This is a genomic window from Pseudomonas phenolilytica (assembly GCF_021432765.1).
Classification (GTDB): domain Bacteria; phylum Pseudomonadota; class Gammaproteobacteria; order Pseudomonadales; family Pseudomonadaceae; genus Stutzerimonas; species Stutzerimonas phenolilytica.
In genome coordinates, this window is sequence record NZ_CP058908.1 from 1840273 (window position 1) to 1863381 (window position 23109).

Sequence of the window (23109 nt, forward strand, 5' to 3'; positions counted from 1 at the left end):
CGCGCCACGGTGCGGCGGTCCGAATTCCGTCACAGATAAAAACAAACAGGTGACGCATGACTCGTGAAAAACCGAAGAACCTCTGGCTGTCGCGCTGGGGTTTCATCCTCGCTGCAACCGGCTCCGCCGTGGGCCTGGGCAATATCTGGAAATTCCCCTACATCACCGGCGAATACGGTGGCGGCGCCTTCGTGCTGATGTACCTGGCGTGCATCCTCGCCATCGGCATTCCGGTGATGATGACCGAGATCGCGCTCGGCCGGCGCGGGCGTGGCAGTCCGATCGACGCCATCGGCCGCGTGGTGCGCGAGAACAACGGCAACCCGGCGTGGAAGCTGGTCGGCGGCATGGCGATGCTCGCCGGCTTCCTGATCCTGTGCTTCTACGTGGTGGTGGCCGGCTGGGCGTTTTCTTACACCTGGAAGATGCTCGACGGCTCGCTCGCCGCGCCCAGCGTGGAAGCGCTCGGCCAGGTGTTCGAGGCGCACAACGCCAATCCCTGGGCGCTCGGCGGCTGGGGTCTGCTGGTGGCGCTGCTGACCCTGTGGATCGTCGGCAAGGGCGTGCAGGCCGGCGTCGAACGGGGGTTCCGCTGGATGATGCCGGGGCTGGCGGTGATGCTGCTGGTGCTGGTGGGCTATTCGGTCACCAACGGTAGCTTCGCCGAGGGCTTTGCCTTCCTGTTCAGCTTCGATGCCTCGAAGATCACCGGCGAGGCGCTGCTGGCGGCGCTGGGCCACGCGTTCTTCACCCTCAGCCTGGCGTCGGGTGCGATCCTTACCTACGGCTCCTACATCCCGGACGGCCAATCCATCGCCCGCACCACCTTCATCGTTGCTATCGCCGACACCTGCGTGGCGCTGCTGGCGGGGTTGGCGATCTTCCCGGTGATTTTCGCCAACGGTATGGACCCGAGCGCCGGCCCCGGGCTGATTTTCATGAGCCTGCCGCTGGCCTTCCAGCAGATGCCGTTCGGCACCGCGTTCGGGGTGCTGTTCTTCGCCATGGTCTCGGTGGCGGCGCTGACGTCGGCGATCTCGATGATCGAGGCGGTGGTGGCCTATCTCAACGAGAAGCACGGCATCAGCCGCGCCCGCGCTGCCGCCAGCTCCGGTGCGGTGCTGATCGTGATCAGCCTGCTGGCGATGCTGTCGTTCAACCTCGGCGCGGAATGGAAGCTGTTCGGCATGACGCTGTTCGACGGGCTGGACTACATCACCTCGCGCTGGATGATGCCGCTGGGTGGCATCTGCATGGTGGTGCTGGCTGGCTACTGCCTGCGTTCGGAGATCATGCGTGACGAGCTGGGCCTGTCGCCGGCCGGGCATGCGCTGTGGCTGTTCATGGTGCGTTACGTCAGCCCGGTGATGATCCTCATGGTGTTCCTGCATGCCCTCGGCTGGCTGGGCTTCGACCCGCTGGCGCGCTGGTACTGGATCGTCGGCGCCATCGCGCTGCTGAGCCTGCTCGGCGAAGGCCTGCGCCCACGGGTGATGCCGGCCCTGGCCGGACGCTGAGCCGAGCGGTTCGCACGCTGGCGCGGTGCTGGCGTGCGGACCGGGCGGTCACGGGCCTCGCCGCTGCGTTCAAGTTTGCTGACGGACGGCCGAGAAGCTGACTGAGATCAAGGATTTTCACATTCCGCAGGATGCGCCCAGTCAGTCAATCGGACGCCCCTCAAAATGCCCAGTCGCCTCAAGTTCAGCCACAAGATCCTGCTGGCCGCATCGCTGGTGGTGATCGCGACCTTCGCGCTGTTCACCCTCTACAACGACTACCTGCAGCGCAACGCCATCCGCGCCAATCTCGAGAGCTACCTCGACGAGATGGGCAAGATCACCGCGAACAACATCCAGAACTGGCTTTCCGGCCGCATTCTACTGGTGGAAGGCGCGGCCGAATCGGTCGCCGCCGACAACAGCAGCGAGCGCGTGGCCAGGCTGTTCGAGCAGCGTGCGCTGACCTCGACGTTCGCCTTCACCTACCTCGGTGGCCAGGACGGCAGCTTCCTGCTGCGTCCCTACGATGAAATGCCGGCCGACTTCGATCCGCGCACCCGGCCCTGGTACAAGGACGCCGTGGCCGCCGGCGGCTCGACGCTGACCGAACCCTATGTCGATGCCGCCAGCGGGCAGCTGATCCTGTCCATCGCCACCCCGGCCAAGAGCGGCGCGCAGACCCTTGGCGTGGTCGGTGGCGATCTGGAGCTCAAGGCGCTGGTGGAGATCATCAACGCGCTGGATTTCAACGGCATGGGCTATGCCTTCCTGGTCAGCGGCGATGGCAAGGTGCTGGTCCACCCCAACCAGCAGATGGTGATGAAGACGCTGCGCGACGTTTACCCGCAGAACACGCCGTCGCTCGACAGCCGCTACGTCGAGGCCGAACTCAATGGCTCGCCGCGCGTGCTCGGCTTCAGCCCGGTGAAGGGGCTGCCGTCGGTGAAGTGGTACGTGGGCATCTCGCTGGATCGCGACAAGGCCTACGCCAGCCTCAGCAGTTTCCGCACCACCGCGCTGATCGCGACCGTCGCGGCGGTGGCCTTCATCCTGCTGCTGCTGGGCCTGCTGATCCGCGTGCTGATGCGTCCGCTGACCGACATGGGGCGGGCGATGGCCAACATCGCCGAAGGTGAGGGCGACCTGACCCGCCGCCTCGACGCGCAGTCCAATGATGAGTTCGGTGAGCTGGCCGGCGCCTTCAACCGCTTCGTCGAGCGCATCCATGGCTCGATCCGCGAAGTGTCCTCGGCGACGCAGGCGGTGCATGAAGTGGCGCAGCGCGTGCTCGACGCTTCCAACGCCTCGATGTCCAACTCCGACGAGCAATCCAGCCGCACCAACAGCGTCGCCGCGGCAATCAACGAGCTGGGGGCCGCCGCGCAGGAAATCGCCCGCAACGCCGCCGACGCCTCGCAGCACGCCAGCAACGCGCGCCTGCAGGCCGATGACGGGCGCCAGGTGGTCGAGCAGAACATCGCCGCGATGCGCCAGCTGTCCGACAAGATCAGCGCCTCCTGCGCGCAGATCGAGACGCTCAACGCCAAGACCGTCGACATCGGCCACATCCTCGAAGTGATCAAGGGCATCTCCGAGCAGACCAACCTGCTGGCGCTGAACGCCGCCATCGAGGCCGCGCGTGCCGGCGATGCCGGACGCGGATTCGCCGTGGTCGCCGATGAGGTGCGCAACCTGGCGCACCGCACGCAGAGTTCGGCGCAGGAAATCCAGCAGATGATCGAAGAACTGCAGATCGGCGCCGGCGCCTCGGTGCAGACCATGACCGAAAGCCAGCGCCAGAGCGAAGCCAGCGTGTCGATTGCCGACCGCGCCGGCGAGCGCCTCGGCGAGGTGACCCAGCGCATCGGCGAGATCGACGGCATGAACCAGTCGGTGGCCACCGCCACCGAGGAGCAGACCGCGGTGATCGAGTCGCTGAACATGGATATCACCGAGATCAACACGCTGAACCAGCAGGGCGTGGAGAACCTGCAGTCGACCCTGCAGGCCTGTGGCGATCTGGAGCGGCAGGCCACCCGCCTCAAGCAGCTGGTGGGCAGCTTCCGCATCTGATTCCGGCGGGTTCACCAAGGGCGCTGCGGCGCCCTTTTTCTTGCGTGTGAACGAACAACGGAGCATCGCGCGGCGATTGGCAGTCACAACTGCTCACCCCGCGCATCCTTCAGGAGGCTCCATGAAAGTGCTCATCGTGCTCACATCCCACGACCGGCTGGGCGACACCGGCAAGCCCACCGGCTTCTGGCTCGAGGAATTCGCCGCGCCGTACTTCGTGCTGCGCGACGCCGGCGCCGCCATCACGCTGGCCTCGCCCAAGGGCGGGCAGCCGCCGCTCGACCCCAAGAGCGACGAAGCGGAGGCGCAGACCGACGCTACCCGGCGCTTCAAGGCGGATGCCGAGGCGCAGCGCGCGCTGGCCAGCACCGTGCCGCTGGCACAGGTGTCGGCGGCGGATTTCGATGCGCTGTTCTTTCCCGGCGGCCACGGCCCGCTCTGGGACCTGGTGCGTGACCGCCATGCCATCGAGTTGATCGAGACGTTCGCACGCAGCGGCAAACCGGTCGCGGCGGTCTGCCATGCGCCGGCGGTGCTGACCGAGGTGCGCGGCGCCGATGGCGATTTCCTGATCAAGGGGCGCGGCGTCACCGGCTTCACCAACGGCGAAGAGGCGGCGGTGGAGCTGACCGACGTGGTGCCCTTCCTGCTGGAAGACCGGCTCAAGGAACGCGGCGGCAACTACAGCAAGGGACCGGACTGGGCGCCCTACGTGGTGGTCGACGGCCAGCTGGTGACCGGGCAGAACCCGGCCTCCTCGGAAGCCGCCGCAACGGCGCTGCTGGAGCTGCTGCGCGCCGGCTGATTCAGCGCGGCAGCTCGGGCCAGAGCAGGCTCTCGGCGCTGGCGCAGGCGCCGAACAGCGGTTTGCTGAACAGGTAGCCCTGCATCAGCTCGATGCCCTGATCGGCCAGGCACAGGCATTCGTCGAGGGTTTCGATGCCCTCGGCGATCAGGCGGATGTCCAGTTCGCGGCAGATTTCCGTCACGCCACGCACGATGGCCTGCCGCGAGTGGCTGGCGTCGATGCCGCGAATCAGACCCATGTCCAGCTTGATCAGGTCGGGCTGGAAGTCGGCCAGCAGGTTGAGCCCAGCGAAGCCGGCGCCGAAATCGTCGATGGCGGTCATGAAGCCGATGCGCTGGTATTCGCGCAGCACCTCGGCCAGCCACTTGCCGTCGTCGATCTCCTCGCCTTCCACCGTCTCGAAGATGATCCGCTCGATGGGAAAGCCGTACTGCTGCGCCGCCTCCAGCGTGGAGCGGATGCACAGCTCCGGGCGGTAGATGGCGTTGGGCATGAAGTTGATCGACAGGCGTGTCTGCATGGCCAGCGCCGCGGCGGTGCGGATCGCTTCGACCCGGCAGGCCTGATCGAAGCGGTAGCGGTTGTCCTCGGTAACCTTGGCCAGCACGCTCGGCGCTGGCTCGCCGGCAGGGCCGCGGACCAGCGCCTCGTGGGCGAACAGCTGGCGCTCGCGCAGGTTGACGATCGGCTGGTAGGCATAGGCGAAGCTGAAATCCAGCGCCTGGCCGTTGCGGCAGCCTTCGCAGGCGGCCTTGGCGAGCGGGGACTCGCAGTCGGTGGAGCGGCGATACATCGAACGTCCTCGGATTCGCCGCCCGCGGCGGACAGCCGCGAGCACAGGCGCGATGTGCTGCTATCGGTCGCCGCGGGACTTTCTTGACTGCTGCACGTCGGCTCGCCGGGTTGCGCTCACTTCCCGGCCCCGGCCGCCCACTCCAGCGCCTGCACGCTGCTGTAGTGCGCGTTGCTGCCGTGGTTGGCGCCCTGGTTGATGCGCAGCTCGACCTGCATGCCGGGCATCGTACCCAGACGTTCGGCGAAGTCGCGGGCATTGTCGACCATGCGCCGCTCGGCCATGTGGCGCTGGCGCGGGTCGTCCAGCGGGTCGCCGGCGGCCGGCTGTTCGGCGCTGCCGACGGTGATCAGCAGGCGGCTGTGCGCCGGATGCTGTCGCAGTTGGCGCTCGAAGCGGGCCAGGCTGCGCTCGACGTAGCCCTGATACCACCAGATCGACGGACTCGCAGCGACGTAGCGGCTGAACGCCTGCGGCCGGTTCAGCTGCGTGTAGAGGGTGAACAGCCCGCCATAGGAGTGACCGAACAGCGTTTGCTGCTCGGGATCGACTCGATAGCGCGAGGCGATCAGCGGCTTGAGCTCGCTTTCCAGGAAGTCCAGGAATCGCTCGGCGCCGCCGGATGGCGGCGCTTCGCGACCGGGCAGGCGCTGGCGGTCCTCGGCGTGCGGCGTGTAGTCCTCGGCGCGAGCCTTGAAGTCGTAGAGCGCGTCGCCCGGATAACCCACGCCGACCACCAGCACGCTGTTGCGCAGCGTCGGCTCGGGGCGCGCTTCCAGCGCCCGGGCCTGCAGCGCCAGCGCCGGGAACAGCGCATTGCCGTCGAGCACGTAGAGCACTGGAAAGCCACCGGGTGGCGCCGGCTGCGTCGGCCGCGACAGGAAGATCTGGTAGTCGCGCCCGGTGTGGCGCGAATGCAGCACGCGCTGCTCGGTCTGCGGCAGCGTCACGGGCAGCCAGGCGGACGCCGCTGGCGTAGCCGCCTGGGTCGGCACGCTCAGCAGCGTGAGCGTGGCCAGGGCGAGGCGCTTCATGCGTGAGTCAGCGGCAGCGCGCCGTCCTGCCAGTGCACCTTGAGCGCTTCCTCGCCGGAGAAGCGTTCGAGGTGGTCGGCTATGACCAGACTCAGGCGCTTCTGCGCCTCGCCGGCCTCGGACTGGCAGTCGATCAGCAGACGGTCGGCTTCGGCGAGCATGCGGCAGCTGCCGAAGGGGAACTGCACGCGGGCGCGGGTTTCGTCGAGTTCGACCTCGCCCTTGTGGGCGAAGTGCTTGAACAGCCGGGTCATGTTGCGCGCGGCGCGCGGGGTGAGTACGACGGCATGGAACTGGGGCACGGGTAATCTCCTTGCAGGGTGGGCCGGCCCGCAGGCCGGCAGTGGGGTGGCTCAGAATTCGTAGCGCGCGCCGACGACGAAATTGCGCGACGGGCCGTAGAAGTTGAAGGTGCCGACGCTGCCGACCCGCGAGTAGTACTTGCGGTCGAGCAGGTTGTTGGCGTCGAAGGTGGCGGTCAGCTTGTCGGTGAGCGGGTAGGACAGCTTGGCGTCGACCACCGCGTAACCCGGCGCGCTCAGTCGCGGGCTACCGGCGCGTTCGATGCTGAAGTCGCTCATGGCGCTGATGCCGGCGCCGAGGCCGAGGCCGCGCAACGGGCCGCCGGGCAGCGTGTACTTGCTCCACAGCGAGGCCTGGTGGCGCGGCATCAGCGCGAACAGCGCGTTCTCGTCGCCGGCCAGGTTCTCGCTCTTCATGTAGGTGTAGCCGGCCAGCAGCTCCCAGTCGGGCGTCAGGTAGCCGCTGACTTCCAGCTCGCCGCCGCGGATGCGGGTCTTGCCGGTGGCTTCGTAGACGCCGTTGAGCGGCACGCCGAAGTCGTCGATAGCACCGGTGGCGCGGTTCTCGTCGGTGAGCTGGAAGGCGCTCAGGCGCGCATTGAGGTCGCCGGCGTAGTAGCTGCCCTTGATACCGACCTCGTATTGCTCGCCCTCGCGCGGCTCGATGATGCGCCCGCCGGCATCGGCCTCGGTTTGCGGCTTGAACACCTGCGAGTAGCTGGCGTACAGCGAGTGTTGCGCGTCGAGGTCGAACACCAGCCCGCCATAGGGCGTGACATGGCCGCTTTCGCGCACCTCATGCACGGCCGTGTTGTTCTCGCCGGTGTAGCTGCTGACGCGGGCGCCGCCGATCAGCGCCAGGCGCGCGATCGGGCGGAAGGTCAGCTTGGCGTACAGCCCGGCCTCGCGTTCGTCGGTTTCGGTCGGCGCGCCGAAGGTGACGTTCGGTCGCGGCTTGTCGCCCGGGTGGTAGCTGTCGACGTCGATCACGCCGAGGTTGCCGCGTGCATCGGCGTATTCGGTCTCGTAGCGCTTGAAGTCGGTGCCGACGACGAACTCGCTGACCTGGCCGAGCAGCGCGAATGGCTGGCTGTAGTTGGCGTCCACGGCGAGGGTGTCCTGCTCCAGGTCGCGCGCGGTGTAGGCCAGGTTGGTCGCGCCGGTGCTGGCGTTGCGCCCGGTGAAGGCATACAGGTAGTCGGTGGCGCGCTTGGAGCCGCGCACGGCGATGCGCCCGTAGCCGCCATTGTCGAAGCGGTGGGTCAGTTCGGCGACGGCATCGGTGCTGCGGCCGTCGAAGTCGCCCCAGTCCGCACCCAGGTAGGTCGAGCGGCTGAAGTGCTGCAGGCGGCCGTCGGTGGCGGCCGGGTAGCCGTTGTGCGGGACGATGTCCTTGGTCTGGTGGATCAGCCCGAAGGACATCGCCGTGGCGTCGCTGAGGTCGACGTCCAGCGCGCCGTAGAAGCTTTCGCTGGTGTTGGCGTTGTAGTCGACCTCGCCGTTGCTATCGGCGCGCGAGGCGACCAGGCGTCCGCGCACGCGGCCGTCCTCATCCAGCGGGCCGGAAAAGTCGGCTTCCTGGTAGTTCTGGTCCCAGCTGCCGTAGCGACCGGTGAGACTGCCCTGGAATTCGCGGGTCGGGCGCTTGCGCACCATGTTGACGATGCCGCCCATCTCGCTGGTGCTGCTGAACAGGCCCGACGGCCCGCGCATGATCTCCACCCGGTCGAACGGCGACAGCGACGGCAGCGTGCCGTTGATGCTGGCCATCGGCGCGGGCAGGCCGTCGATGTTGAATTCGTCGTACTCGTAACCGCGCGCGTAGATCGACGAGCGCCCGCTGTCGTTAGTCAGAGTGCGCAGGCCGGCGGTGTACTTGGCGAGGTCGTCGAGGTTCACGAACTGGCGGTCGCGGATGTAATCGCTGGTGTAGACGGTGATCGACTGTGGAATGTCGCGCAGCTCGGCGGGCGTCTTGGTGCCCACGGTGGCGGCCGGCACGGTGTAGCCGCCACTCTGCTCGGAGGGCGCCATGTCGTACAGGCGATTGCCCTCGACGGTGATGCTCTCCAGCTCGACTGCCTGCTGCGGGGTGATGCTCTGCGCCAGGGCATTCAGCGGGAACGGTGCGAGCAGCCCGAGCAGCAGCCAGCGGCGGGAAAAAGGGGAACGGCGGGTGGTGCGGTCCATGTTGCGGCTCCTGTCGCAAGCGGCGGGGCAGGTTGGCGACTGTCCCACGATTGCACAAATGATAACGATTTGCATCCGAGAATGACGGCGCGTAGTCTGCCACCACGGCCTGGGCCGAACCTTTGCGCGAGCGAACATTTGCTTTGCGATCCGTCTTCCGGGGATTTGCGCCATGCAGCAACCTGATCACCTCATCCGTCGCGGCGAACTGCCGGCAGCGAGCCAGCCGGGGCTGCGCCTGGCGCGCCCGGAGGACGACCGGCTGTTCTTCGGCCGGGTGGGCTGGGTGCAGCTGCGCGAGGGGCTGTCGCTGCACTGGTCGGATTACCAGGAGCTGCAGGATTTCGTCGCCGAGAATCCGGTGCAGCCGCGCCTGTCGTTCGTGCTGTTCCTCGACGGCCAGAGCGAGGTGAACTACGGCGACCTGGCGCTCACCTTCGGCCAGACAGATCGCCGCCAGCGTCCGCAAGGCGTGGCGCTGGCGATGACCGAGCCGGTGCTGTTCCGTCGCCAGGCCCGGCGCGGTCGGCATATCCGCAAACTGGTGGTGAGTCTGGCGCCGGAATGGTTCGACCACGCCGGCGCCGAGGCCGGCAGCGCGGTGCGGCGCTTTATGCAGAGCCATCTGACGCCGCGTGTGTGGCAGCCATCGGCACGGCTGCTGACGCTGGCCGAACAGATGCTCAGCCCGACGGGCTACGACCCGCTGCTCGAACGGCTGTATCTGGAAAGCCGCGCGCTGGATATCGCATGCGAGGCGCTCGGCAGCCTCGGTGAGGCGGCGCCTGAGGCGGGGCTGCGTCCGCAGGAAGGATTACGCCTGCAGCGGTTGCAGGAGTTGCTCGACAGCGGCGCGGCAGATGCCTGGACGCTCGAGCGCATCGCCCGCGAGATGGGCGTCAACGCAGGCACCCTGCAGCGCCAGTTCCGCAGCGCGCGCGGCATGACGATCTTCGAGTACCAGCGCGCCCGCCGTCTGCTGCAGGCCCGGCAGGCGCTGGAGCGCGAAGGAATCAGCGTGAACGAGGCCGCCTGGCGCGCCGGCTACAACAGCCCGGCGAACTTCGCCACGGCATTCAAGCGCCAGTTCGGCATCAGCCCGCGGCAGGTGCGCGGGCGCCTGTGACGGCCGCGGCCTGACAGGCTGGCTAGTCGACCACGCTGGCGATGGCGCGGGCCAGCTCATCCAGTCGCCCGGCATCCAGCCCGGCGACGCTGGCGCGGCCGCTTTCGACCAGATACACCGAATGCTCGGCGCGTAGCCGGCGCACCTGGGCAGCGGTCAGGCCGGTGTAGGAGAACATCCCGCGCTGCTCGGCGATGTGCGCGAAGCGCTCGGCCAGCCCGTACGGCGTCAGCGCCTCCACCAGCCCGTGGCGCAGGCTGGCGATGCGCTGGCGCATGCCTTCCACTTCGTCCTGCCAGATCTGCCGCAGCGCGTCGTCGGCGAGAATAGTCGTCACCACCGCGGCGCCGTGCGCTGGCGGCGTGGACCACAGCCCGCGGGCCAGCGCGGCGAGCTGGCTGCGCACATCCAGCAGTTGCTCGTGACCGGCGGCGATGACGATCAGCGCGCCGGTGCGCTCGCGGTAGAGGCCGAAGTTCTTCGAGCAGGAGCTGGTGATCAGCACTTCCGGCAGCGTTTCGGCGAACAGCCGCACCGCCCAGGCATCTTCCTCCAGCCCTTCGCCGAAGCCCTGGTAGGCGAAGTCGAAGAGCGGCAGCAGTTCGCGGCTGCGGACGATCTCCAGCACACGCAGCCAGTCGTCGTGGCTCAGGTCGAAGCCGCTCGGGTTGTGACAGCAGGCGTGCAGCAGCACGACGTCGCCTGCCGGGATGCGCTCCAGCGCGGCGAACAGGCCGTCGCGATCCAGGCGGTTGTCGGCGCCGACGTAGGGATAGAGCTGCAGCGGCACGCCGGCGGCAGCGAACAGCGTCTGGTGGATCGGCCAGGTCGGGTCGCTCAGCCATAGCGTGCGCCCCGGCAGGCAGCGGGCGATGAACTCGCCGGCCAGGCGCAGCGCGCCGGTGCCGCCGGGTGCCTGGGTGCAACCGGCTCGATCCTCGGCGAGCGCCACGGCGCGCGGGCTGAGCACCAGACGCATCAGCAGGGCGCCGAACTGCGCATCGCCGTGGCCGCCGATGTAGCTCTTGGTCTTCTCGCTGTCGACCAGCCGCTGCTCGGCCAGCTTCACCGCGCGGGGAATGGGCGTCTGTCCGTGGGCGTCCTTGTAGACGCCGACGCCGAGGTCCAGCTTGGCCGGGTTGGCGTCGGCGCGAAACGCATCCAGCAGGCCGAGGATCGGATCGCCGGGCACGCGGGGTATCTGGCCGAAATGCATCACTTGCGCCCCTCGGCAGTGGCGGCGAACTGGTCGGTGCGCGCGGCCATGATGAAGTCGTTGCGGTGCAGGCCGCGCATCTCGTGGCTCCACCAGGTCACGGTGACCTTGCCCCATTCGGTGAGCAGGGCAGGATGGTGGCCGACTTCCTCGGCAATGGCGCCGACCGCGTTGGTGAACGCCAGGGCGTGACGGAAATTGCGGAACAGGAACACGCGCTCCAGCTCCATGTGGTCGCCGCGCACCTCGATGTTCCAGTCGGGAATTTCGCGGATCAGCTCGGCCAGTTCTTCATCGGATACCTTCGGCGCATCGGCGCGGCAGGCTTCACATTGGGCTTGGGCGAGAGCGGTCATGGTATCGGTCCCTTTGGTCTGTTGGGTGAAAGTCATTGGAAAGCCTAGGCGAATAGAAGGCCGTAGGGTGGACAACGCCGCAGGCTTGTCCACGCGTCGGGTTCGCTCCGCCACGCTGTCGAGGGCTCAGGTTGCGGTCGGTGGATGAGCCTTGCGGCGTCTTCCACCCTGCGACTTGGCCCGTAGGGTGGGCTTCAGCCCACCACGAGCACCGAATCACGCCGCCTTGGGCGGGAACTTCGGCTGGTGCAGGCCCAGGCGCATGGCCTGGTGAACCAGCGCCATGATGTCCTGCTGGGCCAGCTCGAACAGCCGGTGCAGGTCCGGCAGCACGAAATACAGTGGCTGCAGGATGTCGATTCGATAAGGCGTACGCATCGCCTCCAACGGATCGAACGGCTGGTGCTCGGGCTCGGCAGACAGGCTGTAGAGCGTTTCCTTCGGCGAGGAAAGAATGCCGCCGCCATAGATGCGCCGACCTTCAGGCGTATCCACCAGGCCGAACTCGATGGTCATCCAGTACAGCCGCGCGAGATAGACGCGCTCCTCCTTGCTCGCTGCCAGGCCCAGCTGGCCATAGGTGTGGGTGAACTCGGCGAACCACGGGTTGGTGAGCAGCGGGCAGTGGCCAAAGATCTCGTGGAAGATGTCCGGTTCCTGCAGGTAGTCCAGCTCTTCCGGCGTGCGTATGAACGTGGCGACCGGGAAGCGCTTGCTCGCCAGCAGCTCGAAGAAGGTCTGGAACGGGATCAGCGCCGGCACCCGCGCGACCTGCCAGCCAGTGGCGGCCTGCAGCACGCGGTTGATTTCGCCGAGCTGCGGAATGCGCTCGCGGGGCAGGTCGAGTTGCTCGATGCCGGCCAGGTATTCCGGGCAGGCGCGCCCGTCGAGCAGCTTCAGCTGGCGTTCGATCAGTGTCTGCCAGACGGCGTGCTCGGCGTCCGGGTAGTGGATGTGGCCGTGCGCGTCCGGTTCGCGGGCGACATAGGGCGTGGTGTTCATCGGACCTCCTGAGCGGGTGGCCGCCTGAGTCTTGTTGTTATGGATGCCTCATCTGAACGTGCCGGCGCGGGCGTTGGGTAGTAGGCGTGCGAAGGCCGAGCGCACTTCGCTTGCGGCTGGATGTAAAGAAAGTCTTACGAATCCGCCCGGCGGCGTGGTGATCGCCTTGTATGCGGCTGCGTTCGTCAAATAATCTTGACGATAATCAAGCCTGGCTTGCGAATAACTCGCCGCATAACAATAAAAGGGCCGCGTATGCGTATCCGAATCCTTTGCCAGAACCGCGTCGGCATCCTGCGCGACATGCTCAACCTGCTCGTCGATTACGGCATCAACGTGGCGCGCGGTGAGGTTGGGGGCGAGCAGGGCAATGCCATCTACCTGCACTGCCCGAACCTGATGAACCTGCAGCTGCAGGCCCTGCGGCCGAAGATCGAGGCGCTGCCCGGCGTGTTCGAGCTGCGCAAGGTCAGCCTGATGCCCAGCGAGCGGCATTCGCTGGAACTCAACGCGCTGCTCGGCGCACTGGACTTTCCGGTGCTCTCGGTCGACATGAGCGGCGCCATCGTCGCGGCGAATCGCTGCGCGGCGCAGCTGCTCGGCGTGCGGGTGGACGAGGTGCCGGGGCTGAGCCTGTCGCGCTACGCCGAGGATTTCGATCTGCCCGAGCTGGTGCGGGCGAACAAGGCGCGCATCAATGGCCTGCGGGTGCAGATCAAGGGACAGGTGTTCCTCGCCGACATCGCGCCGCTGCAGTCGCAGCACGACGACAGCGAGGCGCTGGCCGGCGCGGTGCTGACGCTGCACCGCGCCGATCAGGTCGGCGAGCGCATCTATAACGTGCGCAAGCAGGAGCTGCGCGGCTTCGACAGTATCTTCCAGAGCTCGAAGATGATGGCGGCGGTGGTGCGCGAGGCCCGGCGCATGGCGCCGCTGGACGCGCCGCTGCTGATCGAGGGCGAAACCGGCACCGGCAAGGAGCTGCTGGCGCGAGCCTGTCACCTGTCCAGCCCGCGCGGTCAGGCGCCATTCATGGCGCTCAATTGCGCCGGCTTGCCGGAGTCGATGGCCGAGACCGAGCTGTTCGGCTACGGCCCTGGCGCCTTCGAGGGCGCGCGCCCGGAAGGCAAGCTGGGGCTGCTGGAACTTACCGCCGGCGGCACGCTGTTTCTCGACGGCGTCGGCGAGATGAGTGCGCGCTTGCAGGCCAAGTTGCTGCGCTTTCTGCAGGACGGCGGCTTTCGCCGGGTCGGCAGCGACGAGGAGGTCTATCTGGATGTGCGGGTGATCTGCGCAACGCAGGTCGATCTGTCCGAGCTGTGCGCCAAGGGTGAGTTTCGCCAGGACCTGTACCACCGGCTCAACGTGCTGTCGCTGCACATTCCGCCGCTGCGCGAGTGTCTCGACGGCCTGGAGCCGCTGGCGCTGCACTTCATCGACCAAGCCAGCCGGCAGATCGGCTGTCGGTTGCCGACACTGTCGGCCGCCGCGCTGGCGCGCCTGGGCGGCTATCACTGGCCGGGCAACGTGCGCCAACTGGAGAACACGCTGTTTCAGGCGGTCTCCCTCTGCGACGACGAGCGCATCGAGCCCGAACACATCCGCCTGCCGGCCTACGGTGCAGCGCAGCCGCTGGGCGACTTCGCCCTCGACGGCGATCTGGCAAGCATCGTCGGGCGTTTCGAGAAGGCCGTGCTGGAAAGCCTCTATCAGCAGCATCCCAGCAGCCGGCTGCTGGGCAAGCGGCTGGGCGTATCGCACACCACCATTGCCAACAAGCTGCGCGAATACGGCATTGGTCGGGAGGATTGAGCCCGCGTGCGGCAAACGGTGTGCCTGGAATTGCGGCAGCGTTAGCCATACACGCGTGCAGGATGCGTCCGAATGATCGCCTCATCGAGCGGCCGGAAAGTGACTGATTGGTCAGTTTCGTTTCGCGGTTTTTCTGTGCGCAACGGCGTGACCGGGTTCGCGAAACCGGCGCTGTCCAGGTCGCTTGCGCTTGTTTGCCGCGGCCGCTTGCCGAAGACTCGCGGCGGCCTGCGCCGCGACGGGTAGTCGAGGCGCAGGCAGTACCGCATGCCAATAAAGACCGGTCGGCAGCCTTGGTTGCCACGAACCGGCCATTCGCCCGAATTGGATCGCGCCGCCTGGCCGCGCCATTGCACTTATCCGATCAACGACGCGACCGGCGCTCACGAGGCACCGTCGTCGCGCAGCCGTTTCTGGGAGCTTTCGATGTTCAAGTCTTGTGTCACCGCGCTGGTCGCGACGCTGTCTCTGCTGGGGCTGTCGGCCGCCAGCGCCGCGGAGCCGATCGTCATCAAGTTCGCCCACGTGGTGGCGGACGATACGCCCAAGGGCAAGGGGGCACTGCTGTTCAAGCAGCTGGTCGAGCAGCGTCTGGCCGGTCAGCTGAAGGTCGAGGTCTACGCCAACTCCAGTCTCGTGGGCGATGCCGAGGAGATGCAGGCACTGCTGGACAACCGCGTGCAGCTGCTGGCGCCCTCGTTGTCGAAGTTCGAGAAATACACGCGCAAGCTGCAGGTGTTCGACCTGCCGTTCCTGTTCGATGACGAGGCAGCGGTCAAGCGTTTCCAGAGTCGCGAAAAGAGCCGCGAGCTGCTGCGCTCGATGGCCGAGCACAACATTTATGGCCTGGCCTATTGGAACAATGGTCTCAAGCAGCTTTCCGCCACCCAGGCGTTGCGCCTGCCGGGCGACGCCGGCGGTCTGGCGTTCCGCGTGCAGCCTTCGGCGGTGCTGGAGGCGCAGTTCGCTGCCGTAGGCGCCAAATCGGTGCGCCTGCCGTTCGCCGAGGTGTTCAAGTCGCTGCAGAGCGGCGTGGTGCAGGGGGCGGAGAATCCCTGGTCGAACATCGCCAGCCAGAACATGCACAGCGTGCAACCGTACATCACCGAAACCAATCACGGTGTGCTCGCCTACATGCTGGTCACCAACGCCGAGTTCTGGCGCAGCATTCCGTTCGCGACCCGTTCGGAACTGGAGAACATCATCGTCGAGGTGACCGCGGTGGTGAACGAGGAAGCGGAGGCGCTGAACCGGCGCGATCGCGAGCGCATTCTCGCCAGCGGCAGCAGCAAGCTGATCAGCCTGTCGCCGGAGCAGCGCCAGGCCTGGCGCGAAAAGATGCAGCCGGTGTGGCAGGCCTACGAGGCAGACATCGGTGCCGACGTGATCCGCGCGGCGCTGACCGTTAACCGGCGCTGAGCGCGTTTCATTCCAGCGGCTTGCCGGCGTAACAGGTCGGCGAGCTGGGATCGGCGCGGCGCTCCAGTTCCTCTGTTAGCCATTCGGCAAGCACCTGCGCGTTGTTCTCTCGTTCGTCCCGCGCGGCGTAGACCAGCGTGAGCGTGCCCCGCGCGGCACGCTCCAGCAGCGGCCACCAATGCTCGGGATGCGCCGCGAGTTCCTGTCGGTAGCGCTGGCGGAACGTGGCGAAATCCAGCAATCCACCCTTGAACTCGCGGCGCAGTGCGGTGCTAGGGGCCAGCTGCGGCAGCCAGCCATCGAGTGGCAAATCTTCCTTGCGGCAGTTACGCGGCCAGAGTCGATCGACCAAGACGCGCTGGCCATCCTCGTCGGCCGTTGGCAGATAGGCGCGTTTGCACTGGATCATCGGCGGACTCCTTCTTTTTCAGCATCGGGTGAGAAAGACCGAGCGTCTTGCTTGGTATTAAATACCTCGTCTGATTGTTATTTAAACCCTTATGTCGCAGGTCATATCTACCATCTGAAATGTTAACTCATTGATTTTCAATGGTTAAGAAAGCGGCACGCTTCGTGAAGTGTTCTTGGGGTGCGACATCTCACAAACGTCAAGAGGAGCATCCCCATGAAAAAGTTGATCGTAGCAGCAGCCAGCGCCGCCATCCTGATCTCGGCATCCGTTCACGCCGACGAGATTCTTGAGGTTCACCCCGATCATGCGGTCGGTGGTGGTTTCGGTGGGCTCAGTGGCTTCATGGTCGGCGCGGTAGGCGGGCCGATAGGCGCGCTGGTTGGTGGCGGGCTGGGCTGGCTGCTGGGTAGCGGTGTGCAGGACGCCGCCGGGCTGGAACAGACACTGTACGTGGTGCGCAAGGAGGACGGCAGCATCGACCGTATCCGCAGTTCCGACGGGAGCTTCCTGGCGGGCCAGCATATCCGCCGCGACGGTGCCGAGATCACCGCAATGCGCCCTTGAGCAGTAGTGCGACGGGTCTGTCTTCAGCCAGTCGATAGGCCCGCGGCGCTTGGCCTCTCGGGTAGCGCTGAGGGATGATCGTGCGCCTGTCTTGTCCGAGGAGCCTGCGATGACCTATTCCGTGCTGCATGTTGTGCACCTGCTGGCAGCGATCTTCTTCATCGGCACGCTGTTCGTCGAAGTGGCGATTCTTGCCAGGATTCGCCCGCAGCTCGGCGAGTCGGTCGCGCAGCAGCTGGATCGAGCGGTCGGCGCGCGCTCGCGGGTGGTGCTGCACTGGGTCGTGTTGTTCGTCTACGGCGCCGGCATCGGTCTGGCCTGGTTCCACCGCCAGGCGCTGGCCGAGCCGTTTGCCGGCAGCTTTGGGATGCTGCTGAGCCTGAAGATCCTGCTGGCCGTCGGCGTGTTTTTCACCTTCGGCCTGGTGGCGATCCTGCTGCGCAGCGGGCGGATGACGCCGGCGCGCTACCGCGCCATCCATTGGGCGATCTTCCTGCAGATGGTCGGCATCGTGGTGCTGGCCAAGGCGATGTTCTACGTGCACTGGTAGCTGTACCAGCGTCTCGGCCTAGCAGGTCCGCGGCGGCCGATGATGATTTCCGTCAAGACCGAGGTCGCTTGTCGCGGCGCTGATTGAGCCCAATTCAGCCGCTGCAGACTCATTGCGTTCGTCGTTGCCCCGGCTAAGGTGGCTGCATCGCACTTTATCTGCAGGGGTACCACATGAACTTCGCTTACAGTCCGCGCGTGGAGGCGCTGCGCCAGCAGATCCGCGCCTTCATGGATGAGTACATCGTGCCGCGCATCGGCGCCTGGCATGCTGAGGTGGCGGCGGGCCGGTATCCGGTGTCGTTCATGGACGATCTCAAGGCGCTGGCGCGGGCTGAAGGGCTATGGAACCTGTTCCTGCCTTCGCTACGCGAAGACGAACCGGGCACCGCGCTGAGCAACCTGGAGTACGCACCGCTGGCTGAGATTATGGGGCGCGTGCACTGGGCCTCGGAGGTGTTCAACTGCAATGCACCGGACACCGGCAACATGGAACTGCTGCACCTGTTCGCCACGCCCGAGCAGCGTGAACGCTGGCTCACGCCGCTGCTCGAGGGCCGGATCCGCTCGGCCTTCGCCATGACCGAGCCGGACGTGCCGTCGTCCGACGCCACCAATATCCAGACGCTGATCCGCCGTGACGGCGACGACTACGTGATCAATGGCCGCAAGTGGTTCATCACCAACGCCTCGCACCCGGACTGCCGGTTGCTGATCGTGATGGGCAAGACCGATCCCGCCGCCGAGACCCACCACCAACAGAGCATGATCCTGGTGCCATTCGACACCCCGGGTGTGGAGCTGGTGCGCAACATTCCGGTGATGAACCACATCGCCCCTGAAGGCCATAGCGAGCTGCTGCTGAGGAACGTGCGAGTGCCGGCGAGCAATCTGCTCGGGCGTGAGGGCGACGGCTTCATGATGGCCCAGGCCCGGCTCGGGCCGGGGCGCATCCATCACTGCATGCGTTCGATCGGCCAGGCGGAGCTGGCACTGGAGCTGATGGTCGAGCGTTGCCAGGAGCGCAAGGCATTCGGCAAGTATCTGCAGCAGTATTCCAATGTCGCCGACTGGATCGCCGAGTCACGCATCGAAATCGAGCAGGCGCGCCTGCTGGTGCTCAAGACTGCGTGGATGATCGACGAGGTCGGCGCCAAGGCGGCACGCCGTGAAATCGCCATGATCAAGGCGCTGGTGCCGCGCATGCATACCCGCGTGGTGGATCGCGCGATCCAGGTCTACGGGGCGATGGGGCTGACGCCGGATACGCCGCTGGCCGATATGTGGACCGGTGGCCGTGCACTGCGCTTCGCCGATGGCCCGGATCAGGTGCATCTGCGCAGCGTGGCCAAGATGGAGCTCAAGACCAGTGAGACCAATCGCGGCGCCACGGTCGCGTACCTTACGCCGGGGCGGCATCACTGAGTGGCGCGCCGGGGATAAACCAGTCCGTCACGTGCGCGGATTAATCTGTACGACCGTCGGCCGGTAGCTCTTCGGGCGATATGACCTACCTTGAATTTCGTCCGTCTGGTCAGACTTTCGCGCGCCAGAGCACTTGTTGACATGGCTCAATGGAAACCGTGATGGACCGCCCAGGCTTGATTGCAATCAAGGGGCGGTGGTGCTTCACTCCCCTACTATGCGCGGCACATCCCGCCGTGGAAGTAAGGTAACTCTATGAAACCCCATTGCTTTTCTTTTCGCAGCCTGCTGCGCTCATGGGGGAACGGCCTCGTAGTGCTCCTTGCCGTGGCTCTCTGTGCCGTTCAGGCGCAGGCCAAGGACTACGCCGTTGAGCAACAACGAATCGAGCAGTTTTTCCCGAAAGCTACCCATATCTCCGAGCCGGAAGGCGAATATAAGGTGCGTACGCTCGCCGATGGTGTGGGCACCGTCTATGGCTACGCCTACCAGAGCATCAACGTCACCCAGATCCCTGCCTACTCCGGCAAGCCGATCAATATGCAGGTGCTGCTCGATCCGCAGGGCGTGATCGTCGACGCCTACGTGCTCGAGCACCACGAGCCGATCCTGCTCATCGGCATTCCCGAGCAGAAACTGCACGATTTCGACCTGAAGTATGCCGGCATCAAGGCCGATCAACGCGTGGTGGTGGGACGTTCCAGCGATAAGAGTGCGGTGACGGTCGACGCGGTGACCGGTGCGACGGTGACCGTGATGGTGGTCAACGAGATCATCATGGGCTCGGCCCACAAGGTCGCCGCGTCGCTCGGTCTGGTCAAAGACAACATCGAGGCGCGGCAGAAGCCTGCGCTGGTGCGCGCGGATGTTTACAAGCCGGCCAGTTGGGCTGAGCTGACCGGCAGCGGGGCGATCCGTCGTCTGCACCTGACCAATGGTCAGATCAACGAGGCCTTCAAGGGCACTGCGGCAGAGGGTGTGGACGAAGCGTCCGCCGAGGAGCTCGGCGAGACGTTCATCGATCTCTATGCTGCGCATCTGAATCCGCCGACCATCGGTCGCAACCTGCTGGGCGACAACCAGTACCGCTTCCTCATGGAAGAACTCAAGCCGGGCGAGCACGCCATCGCCGTGCTCGGCAGCGGCGAATACTCGTTCAAGGGCTCGGGCTATGTGCGCGGCGGCATCTTCGATCGGGTGCAGGTGCGCCAGTTCGGCAACATCATCAGCTTCCGCGACCTGGACTTCCAGCGGCTCAACGACGTGTACGCCGAAGGCATTCCGGAGTTCAAGGAGATGGCGATTTTCATCATCCGCGAGCAGACCGGCTTCGATCCGGGTACGCCGTGGACGCTGGAGCTGCTGGTGCGGCGCCAGACCGGTCCGGTCGATGGCATCTTCACCAGCTTCGAGCTGCCGTATCAGATCCCCGAGGAATACATCGAGCGTCCGCAGCCGACTGCCGAAGAGCTCGCCATTATCGAAGAAGCCAACCGGCCGATGTGGGTCAACATCTGGTACCAGAAGAGCTTCCAGATCGGCGTGATCCTCGTCGCGCTGGGCCTGCTGACCGTGATCCTGTTCCTGCAGGACAAGCTGACCAAGCATCCGACCTTCCTCAAGCGGCTGCGTCACGGCTACCTGGTATTCACCGTGGTGTTCATCGGCTGGTACGCGCTGGGGCAGCTGTCGGTGGTCAACGTGCTGACCTTCGTCCATGCGCTGGTCAAGGATTTCCGCTGGGAACTGTTTCTCACCGACCCGGTGATCTTCATTCTCTGGGTGTTCACCGCGGCCAGCATCCTGCTCTGGGGGCGCGGCGTGTTCTGTGGCTGGCTGTGCCCGTTCGGCGCCCTGCAGGAGCTGATCAACGAGGCGGCGCGCAAGCTGAAGATTCCGCAGTACGACGTGCCCTTCGCGGTGCACGAGCGGCTCTGGGCGATCAAGTACATCGTCCTGCTGGTGCTGTTCGGTATTTCGCTCGAGTCGATGATGATGGCGGAGAAGGCCGCTGAGGTGGAGCCGTTCAAAACCGCTATCACGCTCAAATTCGACCGCCAGTGGTGGTTCGTGGTGTATGCGGTGGCGCTGCTGGTGGTCAACATCTTCACCCGCAAGGTCTACTGCCGCTACATCTGCCCGCTGGGCGCCGGTCTGGCGATCACTGGTCGCTTCCGCCTGTTCGACTGGCTCAAGCGGCGCAAGGAGTGCGGTAACCCCTGTCAGATCTGCGCCAATGAATGCGAGGTGCAGGCGATTCATCCGGATGGGCACATCAACCATAACGAGTGCCACTACTGCCTCGATTGCCAGATGACCTATCACAACGACAACAAGTGCCCACCGTTGGTGAACAAGAACAAGCGCAAGAAGCGTGACAAGAAGGCCCCGGTCGGGCCGGAAATGATCCCTGTAGTTGAAGTGGTGGAACCCTGAGCGTCGTCTGCGGACGAGCCGTTCGGAACTGATCGTCTGACCTGTGTTTGTAAGCGATAAGGAGCAACACCCCCATGAGTGACAAGAGCAAGAACAATCCCGAAACGCTGGAGAAGGGTGGCCTGAGCCGCCGTGGCTTCCTCGGCGCAACTGCCATGACCGGTGCGGCTGTTGCTGCCACCGCCCTGGGCACTTCCGTCATGACGCGCGAGTCCTTCGCGGCCGCGGTCAAGGAAGCGAAATCGAAGATTCATGTGGCTCCGGGTGAGCTGGATGAGTACTACGGTTTCTGGTCCGGTGGTCACCAGGGCGAAGTGCGCGTGATGGGCGTGCCGTCGATGCGCGAACTGATGCGCATCCCGGTATTCAACGTCGACTCGGCCACCGGCTGGGGCCTGACCAATGAGAGCAAGGCGGTCCTCGGCGACAGCGCCAAGTTCCTCAATGGCGACTGCCACCACCCGCACATCTCGATGACCGACGGCAAGTACGATGGCAAGTACCTGTTCATCAACGACAAGGCCAACACCCGCGTCGCGCGTATCCGTCTGGATATCATGAAGTGCGACAAGATCCTGACCGTGCCGAACTGCCAGGCCATCCACGGCCTGCGCCTGCAGAAGGTGCCGCACACCAAGTATGTCTTCGCTAACGCCGAGTTCGTCATTCCGCACCCGAACGACGGCAAGGTGTTCGACCTGCAGGACGAAAACAGCTACACCATGTACAACGTGATCGACGCCGAGAAGATGGAAATGGCGTTCCAGATCATCGTCGACGGCAACCTCGATAACACCGACGCCGACTACACCGGCCGCTTCGCCGCCTCCACCTGCTACAACTCGGAGAAGGCCTTCGATCTGGGCGGCATGATGCGCAACGAGCGCGACTGGGTTGTGGTATTCGACATCCACGCGGCTGAAAAAGCGGTCAAGGCGGGCAAGTTCATCACCCTGGGCGACTCCAAGGTGCCGGTGCTCGACGGTCGCAAGAAGGGCGACAAGGACAGCGAGTTCACCCGCTACATTCCGGTGCCGAAGAACCCGCACGGCTGCAACACCTCGTCCGACGGCAAGTACTTCATCGCCAACGGCAAACTGTCGCCGACCTGCTCGATGATCGCCATCGACATGCTGCCCGACCTGTTCGCTGGCAAGCTCAAGGACCCGCGTGACGTCATCGTCGGCGAGCCGGAGCTGGGCCTCGGCCCGCTGCATACCACCTTCGACGGTCGCGGCAACGCATACACCACGCTGTTCATCGACAGCCAGGTGGTCAAGTGGAACATGGAAGAAGCCCGTCGTGCCTACAAGGGCGAGAAGGTCAACTACATCAAGCAGAAGCTCGACGTGCACTATCAGCCGGGCCACATCCATGCCTCGCTGTGCGAAACCAGCGAAGCCGATGGCAAGTGGCTGGTGGCACTGTGCAAGTTCGGTAAGGACCGCTTCCTGCCGACCGGCCCGCTGCATCCGGAAAACGATCAGCTGATCGACATTTCCGGCGACGAGATGAAGCTGGTGCACGACGGCCCCACCTTCGCCGAGCCGCATGACTGCATCATGGCCCGCCGCGACCAGATCAAGACCAAGAAGATCTGGGACCGCAACGATCCGTTCTTCGCCGGCACTGTGGAGATGGCCAAGAAAGACGGCATCAACCTGGAAACCGACAACAAGGTCATCCGCGACGGCAACAAGGTGCGCGTCTACATGACCTCGATGGCTCCGGCCTACGGTGTGCAGGAGTTCACGGTCAAGCAGGGCGATGAAGTCACCGTGACCATCACCAACATCGACCAGATCGAGGACGTGTCCCACGGCTTCGTCATGGTCAACCACGGTGTGAGCATGGAGATCAGCCCGCAGCAGACCTCTTCCATTACCTTTGTGGCCGATAAGCCCGGTCTGCACTGGTACTACTGCAGCTGGTTCTGCCACGCGCTGCACATGGAAATGGTCGGCCGCATGATGGTCGAGCCGGCGTAAGCCGAACTTCCTGCCCGACCCCTCCGGTCGGGCAGGAATCTCTGCAGCAACCTTTCCTTAGATTTGTTCCGGCACCCTTGCCGGCACTGAGAAACACCCGCAATC

19 protein-coding genes and 1 pseudogene are annotated in these 23109 nt (G+C 65.4%); 12 read left to right on the plus strand and 8 right to left on the minus strand.

The genetic code is table 11. The features are described from left to right. The first annotated feature begins 56 nt into the window (after nt 1-56). The 4 genes and pseudogenes from HU825_RS08815 (at nt 57) to HU825_RS08825 (ending at nt 4377) form a co-directional block, all read left to right on the plus strand. Complete coding sequence (locus HU825_RS08815) at nt 57-1517, plus strand: sodium-dependent transporter (RefSeq protein WP_234303321.1); 1461 nt, start codon at nt 57-59, stop codon at nt 1515-1517. Nucleotides 1518-1826: 309 nt separating this feature from the next. Beyond that, nucleotides 1827-2666: pseudogene (locus HU825_RS18860) on the plus strand (cache domain-containing protein); the annotation flags it as partial. A 141-nt stretch (nt 2667-2807) separates the two neighbouring features. Continuing rightward, nucleotides 2808-3572, plus strand: coding sequence for a methyl-accepting chemotaxis protein (locus HU825_RS18865; protein ID WP_431978470.1), 765 nt, complete (start codon nt 2808-2810; stop codon nt 3570-3572). A gap of 121 nt (nt 3573-3693) precedes the next feature. Continuing rightward, nucleotides 3694-4377 (plus strand): type 1 glutamine amidotransferase domain-containing protein, encoded by a 684-nt coding sequence (locus tag HU825_RS08825; RefSeq protein WP_234303323.1) that lies wholly within the window; start codon nt 3694-3696, stop codon nt 4375-4377. A gap of 1 nt (nt 4378) precedes the next feature. Here HU825_RS08825 and HU825_RS08830 read toward each other — a convergent pair whose 3' ends face one another. The 4 genes from HU825_RS08830 to HU825_RS08845 form a co-directional block, all read right to left on the minus strand. Beyond that, the gene (locus tag HU825_RS08830; RefSeq protein ID WP_234303324.1) at nt 4379-5173 is read right to left on the minus strand and encodes a S6 modification regulatory phosphodiesterase RimA; all 795 of its coding nucleotides are present in this window, start codon (nt 5171-5173) and stop codon (nt 4379-4381) included. 116 nt (nt 5174-5289) lie between these two features. Beyond that, complete coding sequence (locus HU825_RS08835; RefSeq protein WP_102827620.1) at nt 5290-6207, minus strand: alpha/beta hydrolase; 918 nt, start codon at nt 6205-6207, stop codon at nt 5290-5292. Next, nucleotides 6204-6509: a DUF2218 domain-containing protein gene (locus HU825_RS08840; protein WP_102827619.1), complete on the minus strand. Its 306-nt coding sequence runs from the start codon at nt 6507-6509 to the stop codon at nt 6204-6206. Before HU825_RS08840 ends, HU825_RS08835 begins: the two co-directional genes overlap by 4 nt. A gap of 51 nt (nt 6510-6560) precedes the next feature. Continuing rightward, nucleotides 6561-8699, minus strand: coding sequence for a TonB-dependent siderophore receptor (locus HU825_RS08845; protein ID WP_234303325.1), 2139 nt, complete (start codon nt 8697-8699; stop codon nt 6561-6563). Nucleotides 8700-8871: 172 nt separating this feature from the next. Between HU825_RS08845 and HU825_RS08850 the strand changes: the two genes are divergently transcribed. Then, entirely contained in the window at nt 8872-9825 is a 954-nt protein-coding gene (locus HU825_RS08850) for a helix-turn-helix transcriptional regulator (protein ID WP_234303326.1), read from the plus strand. Between the two features lie 22 nt (nt 9826-9847). Here HU825_RS08850 and HU825_RS08855 read toward each other — a convergent pair whose 3' ends face one another. The 3 genes from HU825_RS08855 to phhA form a co-directional block, all read right to left on the minus strand. After that, nucleotides 9848-11041 (minus strand): amino acid aminotransferase, encoded by a 1194-nt coding sequence (locus HU825_RS08855; protein WP_234303327.1) that lies wholly within the window; start codon nt 11039-11041, stop codon nt 9848-9850. Beyond that, nucleotides 11041-11397: a 4a-hydroxytetrahydrobiopterin dehydratase gene (locus HU825_RS08860; protein ID WP_234303328.1), complete on the minus strand. Its 357-nt coding sequence runs from the start codon at nt 11395-11397 to the stop codon at nt 11041-11043. Before HU825_RS08860 ends, HU825_RS08855 begins: the two co-directional genes overlap by 1 nt. Before the next feature lie 216 nt (nt 11398-11613). Beyond that, the gene (phhA, locus tag HU825_RS08865; RefSeq protein WP_234303329.1) at nt 11614-12399 is read right to left on the minus strand and encodes a phenylalanine 4-monooxygenase; all 786 of its coding nucleotides are present in this window, start codon (nt 12397-12399) and stop codon (nt 11614-11616) included. A gap of 255 nt (nt 12400-12654) precedes the next feature. Between phhA and HU825_RS08870 the strand changes: the two genes are divergently transcribed. Both HU825_RS08870 and HU825_RS08875 read left to right on the plus strand, forming a co-directional pair. Further along, entirely contained in the window at nt 12655-14211 is a 1557-nt protein-coding gene (locus HU825_RS08870; protein WP_077682638.1) for a sigma-54-dependent transcriptional regulator, read from the plus strand. A gap of 426 nt (nt 14212-14637) precedes the next feature. Continuing rightward, entirely contained in the window at nt 14638-15630 is a 993-nt protein-coding gene (locus HU825_RS08875; protein WP_234303330.1) for a TRAP transporter substrate-binding protein, read from the plus strand. 7 nt (nt 15631-15637) lie between these two features. On the opposite strand, the gene HU825_RS08880 is transcribed toward HU825_RS08875, so the two are convergent. After that, complete coding sequence (locus tag HU825_RS08880; RefSeq protein ID WP_043297943.1) at nt 15638-16039, minus strand: DUF488 domain-containing protein; 402 nt, start codon at nt 16037-16039, stop codon at nt 15638-15640. Nucleotides 16040-16255: 216 nt separating this feature from the next. On the opposite strand from HU825_RS08880, the gene HU825_RS08885 reads away from it, so the two are divergent. The 5 genes from HU825_RS08885 to nosZ all read left to right on the plus strand — a co-directional run bounded on the left by HU825_RS08885 (nt 16256) and on the right by nosZ (nt 23004). Continuing rightward, nucleotides 16256-16606: a hypothetical protein gene (locus HU825_RS08885; RefSeq protein ID WP_043297942.1), complete on the plus strand. Its 351-nt coding sequence runs from the start codon at nt 16256-16258 to the stop codon at nt 16604-16606. Nucleotides 16607-16715: 109 nt separating this feature from the next. Next, nucleotides 16716-17156: a CopD family copper resistance protein gene (locus tag HU825_RS08890; protein ID WP_043297941.1), complete on the plus strand. Its 441-nt coding sequence runs from the start codon at nt 16716-16718 to the stop codon at nt 17154-17156. 173 nt (nt 17157-17329) lie between these two features. Continuing rightward, on the plus strand, nt 17330-18580 hold the full coding sequence (locus HU825_RS08895) for an acyl-CoA dehydrogenase family protein (RefSeq protein ID WP_138299298.1): 1251 nt from the start codon (nt 17330-17332) through the stop codon (nt 18578-18580). A 255-nt stretch (nt 18581-18835) separates the two neighbouring features. Further along, nucleotides 18836-21016, plus strand: a complete 2181-nt coding sequence (gene nosR / locus HU825_RS08900; RefSeq protein ID WP_234303331.1) for a transcriptional regulator NosR — start codon at nt 18836-18838, stop codon at nt 21014-21016. A 74-nt stretch (nt 21017-21090) separates the two neighbouring features. Further along, nucleotides 21091-23004, plus strand: a complete 1914-nt coding sequence (nosZ, locus tag HU825_RS08905) for a TAT-dependent nitrous-oxide reductase (RefSeq protein WP_234303332.1) — start codon at nt 21091-21093, stop codon at nt 23002-23004. Nucleotides 23005-23109 lie beyond the last annotated feature (105 nt).